Origin of the sequence: Corynebacterium nuruki S6-4, assembly GCF_007970465.1 — a bacterium.
GTDB lineage: Bacteria > Actinomycetota > Actinomycetes > Mycobacteriales > Mycobacteriaceae > Corynebacterium > Corynebacterium nuruki.
This window is the reverse complement of sequence record NZ_CP042429.1, coordinates 715,013-730,128: the sequence shown is the minus strand read 5'-3', so window position 1 is coordinate 730,128 and position 15,116 is coordinate 715,013. Positions and strand designations below refer to the sequence as shown.

Sequence of the window (15,116 nt, the reverse complement as noted above, 5' to 3'; positions counted from 1 at the left end):
CCGCGGCGGGGGCATGTGGACACGAGCGACAGATTCCAGGAAGGAACTGAATATGAGCGACAACACCGGGATCCCGGAAGCCTCGGTCGAGACCACCTCGGTTTTCCGTGCAGACCTGCTCAAGGAGATGGAGACCGGTGCGCAGTCCGAATCCACTCCTGCCGGTGTGGAGGGGCTGCCCAGCGGATCGGCCCTCCTCGTGGTGAAGCGCGGCCCCAACGCGGGCTCGCGTTTCCTCCTCGACCAGGACACCACCACGGCCGGCCGGCACCCTGACAGCGACATCTTCCTCGACGATGTCACGGTCTCCCGCCGCCACGCGGAGTTCCGCCGCAGCGGCAACGACTACGAGGTCGTCGACGTGGGAAGCCTCAACGGCACCTACGTCAACCGGGAGCCGAAGAACTCTGCGGTGCTGAGCAACGGTGACGAGATCCAGATCGGCAAGTTCCGGCTGGTCTTCCTCAACGGCGCCAAGGACCAGTAGCCAGACACCCCGACCCACCCGCGATCAGAGGAGACCCGTGAGCGCACAACCTGCAGCCGCCGGACAGCCGGAGCGGCACGCCGCACCCGTCGTACCGGGTGGGATTCTTCCCACCTCGTCGATCGGCGACGTGCTCAAACAGCTCCAGGTCGATTTCCCGGATGTCACGGTCTCGAAGATCCGGTTCTGGGAGAACGAGGGGCTCATCACCCCGAAGCGCAGCAAGTCCGGGTACCGGCGGTTCTCGCCGGAGGACATTTCCCGGCTGCGCTACATCCTCACGCGGCAGCGGGACAGTTACCTTCCGCTGAAGGTCATCAAGGAACAGCTCGACGCGATGGATTCCGGCAAGGTCACCCCGGTGACCGCCCGGAAGACCGTCGCGGGTGCGGTGAGCCCGGACCAGTTCCGTGCCGCCGAGGTGCGGCGGCTGACCCGGGATGACGTGGCGGCCCGCTCCGGCGCGGAGGATTCACTGATCGCCGCACTGGTGCGTATGGAGATGGTCACGCCGGACGCCGCGGGGTTCTTCTCCGCCGACGACATCGACATCGTCCGGCTGGCCGACAGTCTCGTCGACTACGGCATCGACAAACGCAACCTGAAGACGCTGGTCACGATGGCCCGCCGGCAGGTCGACCTGGTCTCCCGGGTCACCGAGCCGGTGGCGCACAGCCGGGACGAGAACGCGAAGGAGCGGGCAGCGGAACGTGCCCGCGAGATCAGTGCCCTCGTCGTCTCGCTCAACGCCTCGATGGTGAAGGCGAATCTGCCGCACTGACCTGCCGCACATTCCCTGTTTTCCTCTGTGACACGCGTGTTGTTACACGCGTGTCCTTCTGCTGTGCTGGTACGCTGACCTCAGTCTGAAGTTGAACGTGAGACTTGAGGGTCGCACGAGCGGTTGACTGGACCGCGATCCCGTCTAGGCTTGGGAACCATGAATCACAGGCGTGCGAGCGGACACGCCCGACAGAGGAGACATTGATGGAACAGCAGGACGCACTGTTCGAGGTGCATGAGGACGACCACCAGGTCGGCTACCGCGTGACCATCGCCTGCCAGGTGGCCGGCATCACCTACCGGCAGCTCGACTACTGGGCCCGGACGAAGCTCGTCCAGCCGTCGATCCGGACCGCGCACGGCTCCGGGTCGCAGCGGCTCTACTCCTTCCGGGACATCCTCGTCCTCAAGATCGTCAAGGGACTGCTCGACACCGGCATCTCGCTGCAGAACATCCGGCGCGCCGTCTCGAAGCTCGAGAACCTCGGCGTCGACGATCTCGCCGGCCTCACCCTCGTCTCCGACGGCCGGACCGTCTACGAGTGCCGGTCGCCGGAGGAGGTCATCGACCTGCTCAACGGTGGTCAGGGCGTCTTCGGTATCGCCGTGCCGGGCCTGATGAAGGAACTTTCCGGCACGATCACCGCCTTCCCGTCCGAGCGGGCGGAGAACACCACCGGCGCAGACAGCACGGACGGCGCAGCCGTCAACGACGAACTGGCCGCCCGCCGGCAGCGCCGGTCCTCCTAGGATCCTTCCGGCACCATGGTGCCGACGAAGTCCGCGGCGGCGCGGGCGGCGTCCTCCCCGACCGCGGGGGAGGAGCCGAACGCCACCACCGGCACATCCCCGGCCGCCGTGTGCGCCACCGGGACGGTGACGGGAGCCCCCGGCAGACCGGTGACGTCGGCGGCGGTGGCGGGGAACCAGACCGCTGCCACACCCGGCGCCCCGGCCCGGTAGGCGTCCACCGCCCCGGGTGTGTCCTTCACCTCGACCGTCGCACGGACGCAGTGGTCCCGGACCACCGGTGATCCCGCGTTGTAGCCGTCGACGAGCTGCTGCGCCGACGGCTCCGCGGCGGGGTCCGACCAGACCTGTAGCGTGAGGTCCCCGGCCAGACAGGACTGTGCACTGTCGTCGCCCCGGTCACGGATCAGGGCGAGCCAGCCGACGACGAGTACCCCGATGGCGACGATGACGAGCGGGGTCACCCACACCCACGCGGCGACTTTCCGCCGGCCGCCTCCCTGACGCTGATGGTCACCCACGGTCGTCCTCCTCCACCAGATCCGGGTACGTGCGGTCGAGCAGTGCGAGCAGTCGCCGGCGCAGCTGCTGCCCACGGTCGGCGAGACCACGCTGGCGTCGGGCGTACTCCGACCGACCGGCGGGTGTTTCCACCGGCACCGGGTCGAGACCCCAGGCGGTGAGGTCGTAGGGGCTGGCCGCCATGTCGAGGGTACGGACGTCGCAGGCCAGCCGGAACGTGTCCAGCCACAGATCCCCGGGAACCAGCGGTCCGAGCTTGGTGGCCCACTTGTAGAGGTCCATCGTGGCGTGCAGGCAGCCCGGCTGTTCGAGATCGACCTGGGTCTCCCGGGTCGGTCGCAGGGTGTTGCGCGGGGCGGCGTCCGCGGTGAAGAACCGGTAGGCGTCGATGTGGGTGCACCGCAGCGTCGAGGATTCCACCACCCGGTCGGTGGCCGCGGCACCGAGCCGCAGCGGCTCGGGATGCCGTGGGGTGGCGCGGTAGACCATCGCCCACTCGTGCATGCCGAAGCAGGCGAGTTGGGCGGGGCGCCCGGCCGTCGCCCGTAGCAGCCGGTGGATGTACCTCACCGCCCGGCCCCGGCGGGCGCGGACCGCGTCCGTGTCGACCTGCCAGATCCGGCCGCGGTCGCCGTCGACGATCCGGTGGAGGGCGGGCGGGCCCGGGGTCTGCGGCCCGTCGGCGTCCGCCGCCGTCAACTGCAGTCCGGTGCCGGCGCCGGGGCTCCAGCGGCGCAGCTGGGAGGGCTTCACCGGGTAGTAGTGGAACATGAAGTCCCACACAGGGTGCCGCTCACCGGCCGCCCGACGCGCCCGGTGGCCCGCCGTGAGCGCATCCGCCACCGCGGTGTGTTCCGCCTGGTCGGCGTGCCACCGGTCGGCATCGAGCACGGTCAGCACTGTCACGTCAATCGGCTCAGTCATCGTGGGTCCAGTCCCGCACCGTGCCGACGAGCTCCTCGATGATGTCTTCCAGAGTGACGACCCCGACCACCCGGCCGTTCTCGATGACCTGCGCCATGTGGGAGTTGGTCTGGCGCAGCTGCCGCATAGCGACGTCGAAGTTCGCCCCGCCTTCGACGGAGACCAGGTCACGGACATCGTGTTCGTCGATGACGAGGTCGGGGCCGGTCGCCGGATCCAGCACATTGTCGAGCACGTCCTTGACGTGGACGTAGCCGAGGTAGTTCCCCGTGGCGTCGGTCACCGGGAACCGGGAGAAGCCGGTCTCGGCGACGGCGTCCTCGATCTGACCGACCGTGACACCTGCCGGGCCCCGGGGGATGGTCCGGACCCGGTCCAGCGGGATGAGGACCTCGTGGAGGGTCCGTTTCGACGAGTTCAGGGCACGGGACAACCGGGCCGCCTCGTCGGGTTCGATGAGCCCCTCGGACCGGGACTCGGAGATCATCTGCGCCAGTTCACCGGGGGAGACCGTCGAATCGAGCTCGTCGCGCTGCTCGACTCCGAGGAGGTGGAGCGTCACCTTCGCGATCCAGTTGAGGAAGATCATGATCGGGTGGGCGACGGTGCAGAAGGCCATGTGCGGGCCGACGAGGATGACCGCCACCGACTCGGGCCCGGCCAGTGAGATGTTCTTGGGAACCATCTCGCCGAGGATGATGTGCAGCACCGTCACCAGCAGCAGGGCGATGACGAACCCGGTGGGGTGGAGCAGTTCCGAGGGAAGGCCGAGGGCGTGGAAGGGGGCCTCGATGAGGTGGGCGATCGCCGGCTCACCGACTTTACCGAGCAGCAGCGAGGCGACGGTCACGCCCAACTGGGCGCCGGCCAGCATGATGGTGAGCTGTTCGGTCGCCTCGATGACCTTGGCGGCCCGCCGGTTTCCGGCGGCGGCCATGTTCTCGAGGCGGTCGCGGCGCGAGGAGATCAGGGAGAACTCCACGCCGACGAAGAAGGCGTTGACGAGCAGCAGGAACAGTGTCAGCAGCACCGCGAGGAGGTCATTCACCGCGGACCACCTCCCCGGCCGGGCCGGCGGGGGCGTCGGGGACGGGCACCAGGTGGACCTTGTCCACCCGCCGGTTGTCCATCGAGATCACCGCGGCCCGCCACCGGACGACCGGACCGTCGGAGAAGACCTCGGTACCGGTCCGCTCGTCGGGCGGCAGGACCACGAGGTCGCCGACGGCGGGGATGCGGCCGAGGGTCGCCATCACCAGTCCGCCGAGCGTCTCGTAGGGGCCGTCGGGGACGTGGTAGCCGCAGATGTCGGTGAGCTCGTCGACCCGGACCAGTCCGGAGAGCTCCCAGCTGCGGCCGACCTTGCGGACCTCGCGGTCCTCGTCGCGGTTGTCGTGTTCGTCCCAGACCTCGCCGACGATCTCCTCGACGACGTCCTCGATCGAGACGATGCCGGCCGTCCCGCCGAACTCGTCGGCGACGAGGACGAGCTGGGTGCCGGCGCGGCGGACCTGGTTGAGCACCGCGTCGCCCTCCAGGCTCTCCGGCACGGTCGGTACCGGCCGTGCCAGTGACTCGACGGTGGTGGTCGCCCGTTCGGACGCCGGGATGGTCAGGGCGTCCTTGACGTGGACCACACCGACGGTCTCGTCGAGGTCGCCGCGGACGACGGGGAACCGGGAGTGCCCGGACTCGTAGGCCTGCCGGATGAGGTCGAGGGCGGTGTCGGTGGTCTCGAGCGTGTCGACGGTCGAGCGGGGCGTCATGACGTCCTCCGCCGTGGCGTCGCCGAATTTGAGTGACCGGTCGAGGATCCGCACCTTCGAGGTGTCGAAGCCCTGGGCGCCGGACGAATGCCGCACCAGGGCGCTGAGTTCCTGCGGGGAGCGGGCGGACGCCAGTTCGTCGGCGGGTTCGATGCCCAACGCCCGGACGATGGCGTTGGCTGCCTTGTTGAGCAGGTTGATGAAGCCCCGGAAGATTCGGTTGAAGTGCCACACCGGTGCGGTGAGCAGGCGGGCGGCACGCAGCGGGTTGGCGATCGCCAGGTTCTTCGGCACCAGTTCACCGAAGACCATCGACAGGATGGTGGCGATGACCATGCTGATGATCAGGGCGACCGGGGCGGAGGCGCTCTCGCTGAGCCCGGCGAGTTCGAGCAGCGGAGTGAAGTATTTCGCGAGGATCGGTTCGGCGAGATAGCCGGTCGCCAGGGTCGTCAGGGTGATGCCCAGCTGCATGCCGGAGAGCATGAAGCTGAGGTGCGAGTGCGCCTTCTGCACCATCTTCGACGCGGCGTCGCCACGCTTGGCGACGTCGGCGTCGATGGTGGAACGCTCCAGGCTGGTCGTCGCGAATTCCACGGCGACGAACACGCCTGTTCCCGCGGTGAGCAGGATGAAGGCGAGCAGCCCGAGGATGCTGAGGGCGATGTCCATCGGGGCCTACCTCGGCCCCGGTTTCTTGCCGCGCGCGGCACCGCGGGTGGAGAGCCCGAGGTCGGTGAGGTGGTCACCGATACCGTGGGTGCCGAGCCGCCAGACGGTCGGGGACACCCCGGCCTTCTTCATCATCGCCAGCGTGTCCTTCTCCGTCTCGGCGGTGGTGAGGGTGAGGACCGTACCACGCTCCCCGGCCCGGGCGGTGCGCCCGGCACGGTGGACGTAGGCCTTGTGCTCGGCCGGCGGGTCGATGTGGACCACCAGGTCCACACCCTTGATGTCGATGCCGCGGGCGGCGATGTCCGTCGCGACGAGGACGGTGGCCGTGCCGTCGGCGAACTCGCCGATGGCGCGGGTGCGGGCGCCCTGCCCCTTGTTGCCGTGCAGACCGACGGCGGAGACGCCGGCGCGGACCAGCTTCTTCACCTGGCGGTCGACGGTGTGCTTGGTGCGCATGAACATGATCGTCTTCGTCGAGGCCAGGCCCAGTTCGATGACGACGTCGTTGCGGGCCGGCTTGTCGGGGACCACACCGAGGTAGTGGTCCATCCGCTCGACCTTGGCGGCGACCTCACCGGTGGAGTGGGTGACGGGGTCGTTCATGTAGCGCTGGATGAGCACCTTGATGTCGCCGTCGAGGGTGGCGGAGAAGAACAGGTGCTGGGCGTCGGACGGCGTCCGGTCGAGCAGCCGGCGGACCTGCGGGAGGAACCCCATGTCCGCCATCTGGTCCGCCTCGTCGAGGGCGATGGTCTCCACCGAGTCGAAGGACAGTTTCCCCTGCCCGATGAGGTCCTCGGCCCGGCCCGGGGTGGCGACGAGGATGTCGACCGGCCGGGCCAGGGCGGTGATGTGCCGCTTGATGTTCACGCCGCCGACGATCTCGATGACGCGCTGGCCGACCGACTCGGCGAGCGGCCGCAGCCGGCCGGCGACCTGCTGGGCGAGTTCCCGGGTGGGGACGAGGACGAGGCCACGCGGATGGCCGGGCTTCGAGGCGCCGCCGACGAGCCGGGTGATGACCGGCAGTCCGAAGGTGAAGGTCTTGCCCGAGCCGGTGGGGCCACGGCCGAGGACGTCGCGGCCCGCGAGCCCGTCGGGGATCGCCGCCGCCTGGATCGGGAACGGATGGACCAGTCCCTGACGGGTCAGCTCGCGGACGACCGGTTCCGGCAGTCCCATGTCGGCGAAGCTCAGTGACATGTCCACGCCGGTCGCGGCACCGGCTGTGGCCACCGGGTCGGTGGAGCGGACCACGGGGTGCTGCTCGCGCTGCTGGGGCCGCTGCTGGGCGCGCTGGGGACGCCGCCGCTGCTGCTGCTGCTGCTGGTTCCGGTTGCGGCCGCCTCCGGACGACCTGCCGTGGGACTGCTGGGCACCGCGCTGGCCGCCCGACCGCTGGCCGCCTGACTTCTGGCCACCGGATTTCTGGCCGGCCGGCTTCCTGCCGGTTGAACCCCGGCTGCCGGTACCGCGCGGGTCACCGGCGGGCCGGCTGCCGCGGACGACCCGCCGGCGGCGGGTCCCGGATCTCCCGGCGCTGCTGCCCGTACTCTCTGCGCCCACTTAGGCTTCCACCTCGCTACGGTCGCCCGACCAGAGGGTGTGGAAGTGTCCGGGGCGGTCCGTGCGCTCGTAGGTGTGGGCACCGAAGAAGTCACGCTGACCCTGGATCAGGGCGGCGGGCAGCCGGTCGGAACGCAGCGAGTCGTAGTAGGACAGCGAGGACGCGAACACCGGGATCGGCAGGCCGGTCCGGGTGGCGGTGACGACGACGCGGCGCCAGGCGTCCACCAGGCCCTCGACCTCACCCTTGAAGTAGGGGTCGAGCAGCAGGGACTGCACATCGGGGTCGGTGTTGTAGGCGTCCACGATGCGGTTGAGGAACTTCGCGCGGATGATGCAGCCGCCCCGCCAGATGGTGGCGAGGTCACGGGGGTCGACATCCCAGTCGTGCTCGGCGGAGCCGGCCTTGATCTCGTCGAAGCCCTGGGCGTAGGCGACGAGCTTGGAGGCGTAGAGCGCGCGGCGGACGTCCTCGACGAAGTCGTCCTTCGACACACCCAGAGCCTCGAGGGTGGTCAGCTCACCCGACGGCAGGGAACCGGCGGTGGCGGCGCGCTGCGTGCGGGCGCCGGAGAGGGCGCGGGCGAAGACCGCCTCGCCAATGCCGGTCACCGGGATACCCAGGTCCAGGGCCGCCTTGACGGTCCAGCGGCCGGTGCCCTTCTGGCCGGCGGCGTCGACGATGACGTCGATGAGCGGACGGTCGGTGGCGGCGTCGGTCTGCGAGAGCACCTCCGCGGTGATCTCGATGAGGTAGGAGTCGAGGTCACCGGCGTTCCAGGTGCGGAAGATGTCGGCGATTTCGGCAGGCTCGATGCCGGCGGCGTAGCGCAGCAGGTGATAGGCCTCGCCGATGACCTGCATGTCGGCGTACTCGATGCCGTTGTGGACCATCTTGACGAAGTGGCCGGCACCGTCGGGGCCGATGTGGGTGCAGCAGGGGGTGCCGTCGACCTTGGCGGAGATGTCCTCGAGCAGCGGGCCCAGGGACTCGTAGGATTCGGCCGGGCCACCGGGCATGATCGCCGGGCCGTTGAGGGCGCCCTCCTCGCCGCCGGAGATCCCGGCGCCGACGAAGTGCAGACCACGGGCGGACATCTCGGCCTCGCGGCGGATCGTGTCGGTGTAGAGCGCGTTGCCGCCGTCGATGATGATGTCGCCGGGCTCCATGGCGTCCGCCAGCTGGCCGATAACCGCATCCGTGGCCTTGCCCGCCTGGACCATGATGAGGGCGCGGCGGGGCTTCTCCAGGGAAGCCACGAAGTCCTCGACGGTGGCGGCGGGCACGAAGCTGCCGGTCGCGCCGAACTCCGCCATGAAGTCGTCGGTCTTTGCGGTCGTACGGTTGTACACGGCGACGGTGTGACCGTGGCTGGCGAAGTTCCGGGCGATGTTGGAGCCCATCACGGCCAGACCCACGACACCGATCTGTGCGGAGGATTCTGTCATGGTGCCCCATAGTAGCGCCCGTGACCGTGCGTCCGCCCCGCGACGCCCCGCGGGTGGCTAGACTCGCCGGGGAACCGGACCGGTGTACGAGAGGCAGAGGGAAACATGGCGGAATTGACCGACGGGCAGAAGACGGCCGAGCAGGAGAAGAAAACCGCCGTCATCGAACGGATGACCGTGCTTCTCGGCCGGGCGGCGCGAGGCGGGATCACCGCGGAGGAGTCCGCCGAACTCGCCGGGATCTTCGGGACCGGGGTTCCGGGCCTGGACCGCACCCTCGGCGTCCGGTACGTGGCCTTCGCCCCCGAGGTCGTCGTCGAGCTGGAGATCACCGCCGACCACGTCCAGCCGTGGGGGATCACCAACGGCGGTATCTACGCCAGCCTCGGCGAGTCCGTCGGCTCCTTCGCCGGCTACATCGCCGCCGGTGGGGAGGCGAATGTCATGGGGGTGACCAACTCGACCAATTTCCTGCGGCCGTCGATGCCCGGCGACGTCGTCCGGTCGACCGCCCACGCGGTCCACACCGGACGCACCAGTCAGCTCTGGCGCATCGACCATGTCAACGCGGCGACCGGCAAGCTGCTGGCGACCACGGAGCTGCGGACCGTCGTCGCGTCCAGAGGTTAGGTGGCCGGTTCACATCCGGCCCGTCACCATGTCCTGCGCCGGCTCAGAGTTCGGCGAGGCTCCGGCTCATGAACAGCGCGACCTCGCCTTCCGATCCGGTTCCGCGGTACAACGACATGTCGAGCCCGCACCACGTGAATCCCATACGGAGATAGGCGTGGATGGCCGGGGTGTTGATATTGGTGACCTCCAGCCAGAGGGTCCGTGCATCGCATTTGTGTCCGTAGCTGACAGCACGTTACATCAGTTGCCGACCGATCCCGCGTCGGCGCTGTGCCGGTCGAACCTTCAGTTCCGTGACCGAGACACGACGGTTCCACGATTCGGAGACGAGGTCGATGACACCGCACACGGCACCGTGCTCGTCGACGGCGACGAACCGCGCGGACGGCTCCTTGTCCCCGGCCTCGACGGATGTCTCGTCCGGGAACTCTTTCCTGATCGGCGACGATGTGGTCCGCTCCGTCAGGACGAAGCCGTCCCCGGTGGGGCGGATCTCGATGATCGTGTCGGTGGTGAACGAATCGTCGATCCGGTTCACGGTGTCGTCGTCCGGGGTGGCCTCGCGGATTGTCACCGGGTGCCCTGGGGCCGCTGTTCCTACCTGTTCGTAGCTCATCCGTCGACCCTCGCACGACCGGTGACTCCCGGACAACAGGACCTCCCTGTCAGCTGCGCCGCCCCGCCTGGTCGAAGAACTCGACCTCCCACCGGGAGGCGTCCAGGTAGGCCCGGGCGGCCTCGGCGCGCTGGGCCGGGGTCGCCGCGGCGAAGGCCTGTTCGACCAGTGCCACCGCCTGCCGGACGCCGTCGGTGAACTCCTCACCGGAGTAGGTCTCCACCCACGTGGCATAGGGGTTGTCGTCGCCGGAGCGGTCGGCGAGCACCCGGCCGACCTCCGCGTACAGCCAGTAGCAGGGCAGCACCGCCGCCGCGCCAACGACGTGGTCGCGGGTCTGCACGCACCGCATGAGGTGCGAGGTGTAGGCCGCGGTGACGTGCGAGGGGTCGACCGGGGCGGCGTCCCCCAGCCACGAGCGGTGCAGCTCGGCCTCCTCCTCGAGACACTCAGCCGCCCCCTTCACCCAGAACAGGGCGGACGCCTGGTCCGGGGCGGAGGCCGCCAGGGACGCCAGCGCGGGGGAGTAGAGCGAGAGGTAGACGGCGTCCTGGGCCAGGTAGAAGGAGAAGTCGTCGGCGTCGAGGGTGCCGGCGCCGAGGTCGGTGATGAACGGCAGTTCCGCGATCCGGGCGTGGAGCGGGGCGGAGGCCCGCCACAGTGCGTCGGTCCACGGCCCGGCGGCGGCGATGCCGGGGGCCGGTGCGGCGGCACCGGGGGCGAGCTGCTCCGGGGCGTCCAGCGTGTCCGGGACGGCGGCGGTCAGGGCCCACGGGGTGGTGTCCGCCGCGGCGGCGAGGCGGCGGGACCGGTGGGTGTGGTCGACCGGACCGTTCCCCGTACCGACATGCAGGTCGTCGGCGTAGCGGATGGCCTCGGCGAGCCACCGGGTCGCCCAGGTCAGGGCCGTGGCGGTGGAGTCGCCGGCGGCGAGCCGGGTGGTCAGCGCCGAGGACAGGGAGCAGCCGGTGCCGTGGGTGTTGTGGGTGGCGACCCGGGCGACCGGCACGGTGTGGACGGTGCCGTCGGGTTCCACGACGGAGTTGTCGGCCCCCGCACCGGTCAGGTGACCGCCCTTGACGATGACGGTGGTGCCGAGGTCGGCGGCGAGGGCGCGTCCCTGGTCCAGTGCCTCGGCGAGGGTGCCGGCCTGCCGGGTGCCGGCGAGGACGGCGAGTTCGGCGAGGTTGGGGGTGATGACGTCGGCGAGCCGGCAGAGGTCGCCGAGTGCGGCTTCCGCGTCCGCGGTGAGCAGCCGGTCGCCGCTGGTGGCGACCATCACCGGATCGACGACGAGCACCGGGACGGGGTGGGCCCGCAGGTATCCGGTCACGGTCCGGGTGATCTCGGCGGTGCCGAGCATGCCGATCTTCACCCCGTCGACGGTGACGTCGTCGAACACGGCGTCCAGCTGCTCGGTGAGGAAGGAGATGTCGGGGGTGTGGATGCTGCGCACCCCGTGCGTGTTCTGCGCCACGAGGGCGGTCACCACGGTCATGGCGAAACCGCCGGCCTCCGAGACGGCCTTGATGTCGGCCTGGATGCCGGCGCCGCCGGTCGGGTCGGTGCCGGCGATGGACAGGATGCGGGGGACGGTCACTCAGTTCTCCTGACGGATCGGGTCGACACGGGTGGTGTCGACGAGGGTGCGCAGTTCATGTGCTGCGTGGCGGGGGTCGCCGGCGGCCATGACGGCGGAGACGGTGCAGATTCCGGCGGCACCGGCGTGCATGAGGTCGGCGGCGTTGTCCTGCCGGACCGCGCCGATGGCGACGGCGGGGATGCCGAGCCGGGCGGCTCCGGCCGCGAGCTCCGCGAAGCCGCCGATACCCAGTGGTGCGGCGGCGTCCGGCTTCGTCGCCGTCTGCCGGACCGGTCCGATGCCGAGGACGTCGGGTGGTCGGACGCCGTCGGCGATGTCGCGGGCGACGGCCCGCAGGTGGGCGGGGGTCTCCACGGACAGTCCGATCATCGAGGTCTCCGGCAGCAGCCGGCGAGCCTGCCGGTAGGGCATGTCGTCCTGCCCGATGTGCAGGTGCAGGCCGAGCTCGAGGGCGGTCGGTATCCGGTCGTTGACGAACAGCGGGACGCCGCGGCCGGCGAGCAGGTCGCGCAACCGGGCGGCGCGGGCGGTGAAGGTCGTCGCGTCGGCGGTCTTGTCGCGGAGCTGGACGATGCTCACGCCGCCGGCGACCGCGGCGTCGACGATGGCCGGGACGCGGTCGGGGCCGCCGCCGAGGACCGGGTCGGTGACGAGGTAGAGCGACCAGTCGACGGGGTCCGCAGAGTCAGAGCGCACGGTCGACCGTCTCCTCGGTCTGTGCCAGTTCATCGAGGTCGTCACCGGTGACGGTGAACAGGGCGTCGAGCCAGGCGACCGCGAAGCTGCCCGGGGCGGACGCGGTGCGCCGTGCCACCTGTCCGGCGGCGCCGGCGTGGGCGTGGGCGGCGACGACGGCGGCGTGCGGGTCGGTCTGTTCCGCCCCCAGGTAGGCGGCGGTCAGTGCCCCCAGGGCGCAGCCGGTGCCGACGACCCGTTGCATCAGCGGGTCACCGGAGGCGAGCCAGGTGATGCGGTCGCCGGTGGCGTCAGCACCACCGGCACTGACGATGAGGTCGCGGGGGCCGGAGACCGCGACCACCGCGCCGGTGGCGCGGGCCAGGTCCCGGGCCGCCGGCAGGGCGGACCCGACCTCGTCGGTCGCGTCGACGCCCCGGCCCGCGCCCCCGGTGGCGCCGGCCAGCGCCCGGATCTCCGAGGGGTTGCCCCGGACCGCGGCGGGCCGGTGCCGGACGATGTCGGCGGCGAACGCGGAGCGCGCGGCGGGACCGCCGCAGGCCACCGGGTCGAGAACCCAGGGGTGCCCGGCGTCCCCGGCGCCCCGGACGGCCTCCCGCATGGCGGTGTACCCGGCGGCGGTGGGGGTGCCGAGGTTGACCAGGACGCCGTCGGCGACGCGGGCGAACTCCGCGGCCTCCTCGGGGGTGTCCACCATCGCCGGCGAGGCGCCGGCGGCGAGCAGGGCGTTGGCGGTGAACTGGGTGACCACGGTGTTGGTGAGGCACTGCACCAGAGGCGTGGTCCGCCTCAGGTGGTCGAGGCGCGTGGCAGTCATGCGACGGTCCCTTCGCTAGTCCGAACTAGAGCAGGTTCAGCGGGTGTGTTCTCAGCGCCGAGTCTGTCGGCGCACCCCGTGTCTGTGGTCCCCACCGTAGTCCACGGCACCCCGGACATGCAGAACCCCACCTCGCCCGGACAGGGGTGGTCAGGGGAGGTGGGGTGGTCGCGTCAGCGGTGCGTCAGCTAGTCGGCGACGGGCTTGTCGTCGCGGCCTTCACCGACCTTGAGGTTGTCGCGGACCTCGACGGACCGGACGCCGGCCTCGTCCTCGTAGCCGCGCAGCTTCTGGATCGCGTTGCGGGCGTGGAGCTGCTGGCGGGTGGCCACCAGGTGCCACCGGTTCGGCGACAGGGAGTTGAGGCCCCAGCTGAACCCGGCGACGAAGCGGTTGCGGAAACCGACGAGGAACATGAGGTGGACGGCGAGCCACATGAGCCAGCCGAGGAAGCCGGTGATCTCGGTGTCCTTGATCTTCACCACGGCGTAGAACCGGGAGACGATGGCCATGGTGCCCTTGTCGAAGTACTCGAAGGCGGGGCGCTCGTTGCGGCCCTCGACCTGGGACCTGATGACGGCGGCGGCGTGCTGGCCGCCCTGCATCGCGACCTGGGCGAGGCCCGGGAGGCGGTTCAGGCTCATCATGTCACCGACGATGAAGATCTCCTTGTGGTCGCCCACGGAGAGGTCGTCGTTGACGGCGACGCGGCCGGCGCGGTCGGCCTCGACCCCGTCGATCTGGTCGGCGATCATCTTGCCCAGCGGGCTGGCCGAGACACCGGCGGACCAGATCTTGCAGTAGGAGCGGACCGTGGTCTCCTCCTCGCTCTTCATGTTCTTCCAGGTGACGCCGTCGGCGTCGACGTTGGTGACCAGCGAGTCGGTGATGACCTCGACACCGAGCTTCTTCAGCCGCGAGGCGGCCTTGGTGCCCAGCTTCTTGCCGAACGGCGGGAGCACCTGCGGCGAGCCGTCGACCAGCAGGATGCGGGCGCTGTCGGTGTCGGTGGAGCGGAACTCGTTGCGCAGCGTGCGGTGCGCCATCTCGGCGACCTGGCCGGCGAGCTCGACACCGGTCGGGCCGGCGCCGACGATGACGAAGGTCAGCAGGCGGCGCTTCTCCTCCGGGTCGTCGGTGATCTCCGCGCGTTCAAAAGCCCCGGTGATCCGGGCGCGGATCTCCAGGGCGTCATCGATGCTCTTCATGCCGGGGGCGAATTCGGCGAACTGGTCGTTGCCGAAGTAGGACTGCCCGGCGCCGGCGGCGACGATGAGCGAGTCGTACTGCAGGGCGACCTCGCGGCCACCCAGGTCGGCGGAGACGACCTTGTCCGCGACGTTGATGTCGCGGACCTCGGCCTTCACCACGCGGGTGTTCTTCTGCTTCCGGAGAATCTGGCGGATCGTCGGGGCGATCTCACCGGAGGACATGATGCCCGTGGCCACCTGGTACAGCAGCGGCTGGAACAGGTGGTGGTTGGTCCGGTCGATGATGGTGACGTCGACGTCGGCGTCCGCCAGGTTCTTGGCGGCGAACAGTCCGCCGAAACCTCCGCCGATGATGACGACGTGGTGGCGTCCACCGGCGGGACGGGTCGGGGTGGCTGTCATGGGATCGTGCTCCTCGTTCTGCACACATCTCCGGGGGCGCCGGGTGTGGCGTACCGGATGAGCGGCTCTCGTCTGTTGATGTACTGCGTGTTCTCCAGGAACGCCACGGTGGCCCGGTGTAGTGTCGGCAGCCGACTCAACTTCCGGTCCGCGGGGCGCGGATACACCATCAGAGTGTAGTGCGTCTTCGTTCTGTGTTCAGAACGTGGGACCCAT

Annotated in this window: 13 protein-coding genes, 1 pseudogene and 1 riboswitch; of the genes and pseudogenes, 4 read left to right on the top strand and 10 right to left on the bottom strand. The window is 70.1% G+C overall.

Going from position 1 to position 15,116, the window contains the following annotated elements; translation table 11 throughout:
* Positions 1 to 52 precede the first annotated feature (52 nt).
* From odhI to FSW06_RS03300, 3 genes are all read left to right on the top strand, one after another.
* Positions 53 to 487 (top strand): oxoglutarate dehydrogenase inhibitor Odhl, encoded by a 435-nt coding sequence (odhI, locus tag FSW06_RS03310; RefSeq protein ID WP_010118385.1) that lies wholly within the window; start codon positions 53 to 55, stop codon positions 485 to 487.
* A 37-nt stretch (positions 488 to 524) separates the two neighbouring features.
* Positions 525 to 1,268, top strand: coding sequence for a transcriptional regulator FtsR (gene ftsR / locus FSW06_RS03305; RefSeq protein WP_010118386.1), 744 nt, complete (start codon positions 525 to 527; stop codon positions 1,266 to 1,268).
* A gap of 206 nt (positions 1,269 to 1,474) precedes the next feature.
* The gene (locus FSW06_RS03300) at positions 1,475 to 2,020 is read left to right on the top strand and encodes a MerR family transcriptional regulator (protein ID WP_010118387.1); all 546 of its coding nucleotides are present in this window, start codon (positions 1,475 to 1,477) and stop codon (positions 2,018 to 2,020) included.
* On the opposite strand, the gene FSW06_RS03295 is transcribed toward FSW06_RS03300, so the two are convergent.
* From FSW06_RS03295 to gndA, 6 genes are all read right to left on the bottom strand, one after another.
* Complete coding sequence (locus tag FSW06_RS03295) at positions 2,017 to 2,541, bottom strand: hypothetical protein (protein ID WP_010118388.1); 525 nt, start codon at positions 2,539 to 2,541, stop codon at positions 2,017 to 2,019. The genes FSW06_RS03300 and FSW06_RS03295 overlap by 4 nt on opposite strands.
* Positions 2,534 to 3,466 carry a hypothetical protein gene (locus FSW06_RS03290; protein WP_040429719.1) on the bottom strand — a complete coding sequence of 311 codons (933 nt, stop codon included), beginning with the start codon at positions 3,464 to 3,466 and terminating at the stop codon, positions 2,534 to 2,536. The genes FSW06_RS03295 and FSW06_RS03290 overlap by 8 nt, the downstream gene beginning before the upstream one ends.
* Positions 3,459 to 4,514, bottom strand: coding sequence for a hemolysin family protein (locus tag FSW06_RS03285; RefSeq protein ID WP_010118390.1), 1,056 nt, complete (start codon positions 4,512 to 4,514; stop codon positions 3,459 to 3,461). Before FSW06_RS03285 ends, FSW06_RS03290 begins: the two co-directional genes overlap by 8 nt.
* Positions 4,507 to 5,904 carry a hemolysin family protein gene (locus FSW06_RS03280; protein ID WP_010118392.1) on the bottom strand — a complete coding sequence of 466 codons (1,398 nt, stop codon included), beginning with the start codon at positions 5,902 to 5,904 and terminating at the stop codon, positions 4,507 to 4,509. Before FSW06_RS03280 ends, FSW06_RS03285 begins: the two co-directional genes overlap by 8 nt.
* A gap of 6 nt (positions 5,905 to 5,910) precedes the next feature.
* Positions 5,911 to 7,110, bottom strand: coding sequence for a DEAD/DEAH box helicase (locus tag FSW06_RS03275; RefSeq protein WP_083826981.1), 1,200 nt, complete (start codon positions 7,108 to 7,110; stop codon positions 5,911 to 5,913).
* 363 nt (positions 7,111 to 7,473) lie between these two features.
* Entirely contained in the window at positions 7,474 to 8,922 is a 1,449-nt protein-coding gene (gndA, locus tag FSW06_RS03270) for an NADP-dependent phosphogluconate dehydrogenase (protein WP_010118404.1), read from the bottom strand.
* A gap of 105 nt (positions 8,923 to 9,027) precedes the next feature.
* On the opposite strand from gndA, the gene FSW06_RS03265 reads away from it, so the two are divergent.
* Positions 9,028 to 9,552: a PaaI family thioesterase gene (locus FSW06_RS03265; protein ID WP_010118406.1), complete on the top strand. Its 525-nt coding sequence runs from the start codon at positions 9,028 to 9,030 to the stop codon at positions 9,550 to 9,552.
* Positions 9,553 to 9,790: 238 nt separating this feature from the next.
* Here FSW06_RS03265 and FSW06_RS03260 read toward each other — a convergent pair whose 3' ends face one another.
* From FSW06_RS03260 to FSW06_RS03240, 4 genes and pseudogenes are all read right to left on the bottom strand, one after another.
* Entirely contained in the window at positions 9,791 to 10,129 is a 339-nt protein-coding gene (locus tag FSW06_RS03260; RefSeq protein ID WP_010118408.1) for a GNAT family N-acetyltransferase, read from the bottom strand.
* A 91-nt stretch (positions 10,130 to 10,220) separates the two neighbouring features.
* Positions 10,221 to 12,503 (bottom strand): annotated as a pseudogene (locus FSW06_RS03255) (bifunctional hydroxymethylpyrimidine kinase/phosphomethylpyrimidine kinase).
* Complete coding sequence (gene thiM / locus FSW06_RS03245) at positions 12,460 to 13,287, bottom strand: hydroxyethylthiazole kinase (protein ID WP_029448671.1); 828 nt, start codon at positions 13,285 to 13,287, stop codon at positions 12,460 to 12,462. The pseudogene FSW06_RS03255 and the gene thiM overlap by 44 nt, the downstream one beginning before the upstream one ends.
* Positions 13,277 to 13,376, bottom strand: a riboswitch (TPP riboswitch). Its footprint overlaps the gene before it by 11 nt.
* Before the next feature lie 99 nt (positions 13,377 to 13,475).
* Entirely contained in the window at positions 13,476 to 14,900 is a 1,425-nt protein-coding gene (locus FSW06_RS03240; protein WP_029448673.1) for an NAD(P)/FAD-dependent oxidoreductase, read from the bottom strand.
* Between the last annotated feature and the right edge of the window lie 216 nt (positions 14,901 to 15,116).

Coding starts and splice junctions, on each gene's coding strand:
- odhI (WP_010118385.1), top strand. CDS start 53: ATGAGCGACAACACCGGGATCCCGGAAGCCTCGGTCGAGACCACCTCG.
- FSW06_RS03300 (WP_010118387.1), top strand. CDS start 1,475: ATGGAACAGCAGGACGCACTGTTCGAGGTGCATGAGGACGACCACCAG.
- FSW06_RS03290 (WP_040429719.1), bottom strand. CDS start 3,466: ATGACTGAGCCGATTGACGTGACAGTGCTGACCGTGCTCGATGCCGAC.
- FSW06_RS03280 (WP_010118392.1), bottom strand. CDS start 5,904: ATGGACATCGCCCTCAGCATCCTCGGGCTGCTCGCCTTCATCCTGCTC.
- FSW06_RS03275 (WP_083826981.1), bottom strand. CDS start 7,110: ATGTCACTGAGCTTCGCCGACATGGGACTGCCGGAACCGGTCGTCCGC.
- gndA (WP_010118404.1), bottom strand. CDS start 8,922: ATGACAGAATCCTCCGCACAGATCGGTGTCGTGGGTCTGGCCGTGATG.
- FSW06_RS03265 (WP_010118406.1), top strand. CDS start 9,028: ATGGCGGAATTGACCGACGGGCAGAAGACGGCCGAGCAGGAGAAGAAA.
- thiM (WP_029448671.1), bottom strand. CDS start 13,287: ATGACTGCCACGCGCCTCGACCACCTGAGGCGGACCACGCCTCTGGTG.
- FSW06_RS03240 (WP_029448673.1), bottom strand. CDS start 14,900: ATGACAGCCACCCCGACCCGTCCCGCCGGTGGACGCCACCACGTCGTC.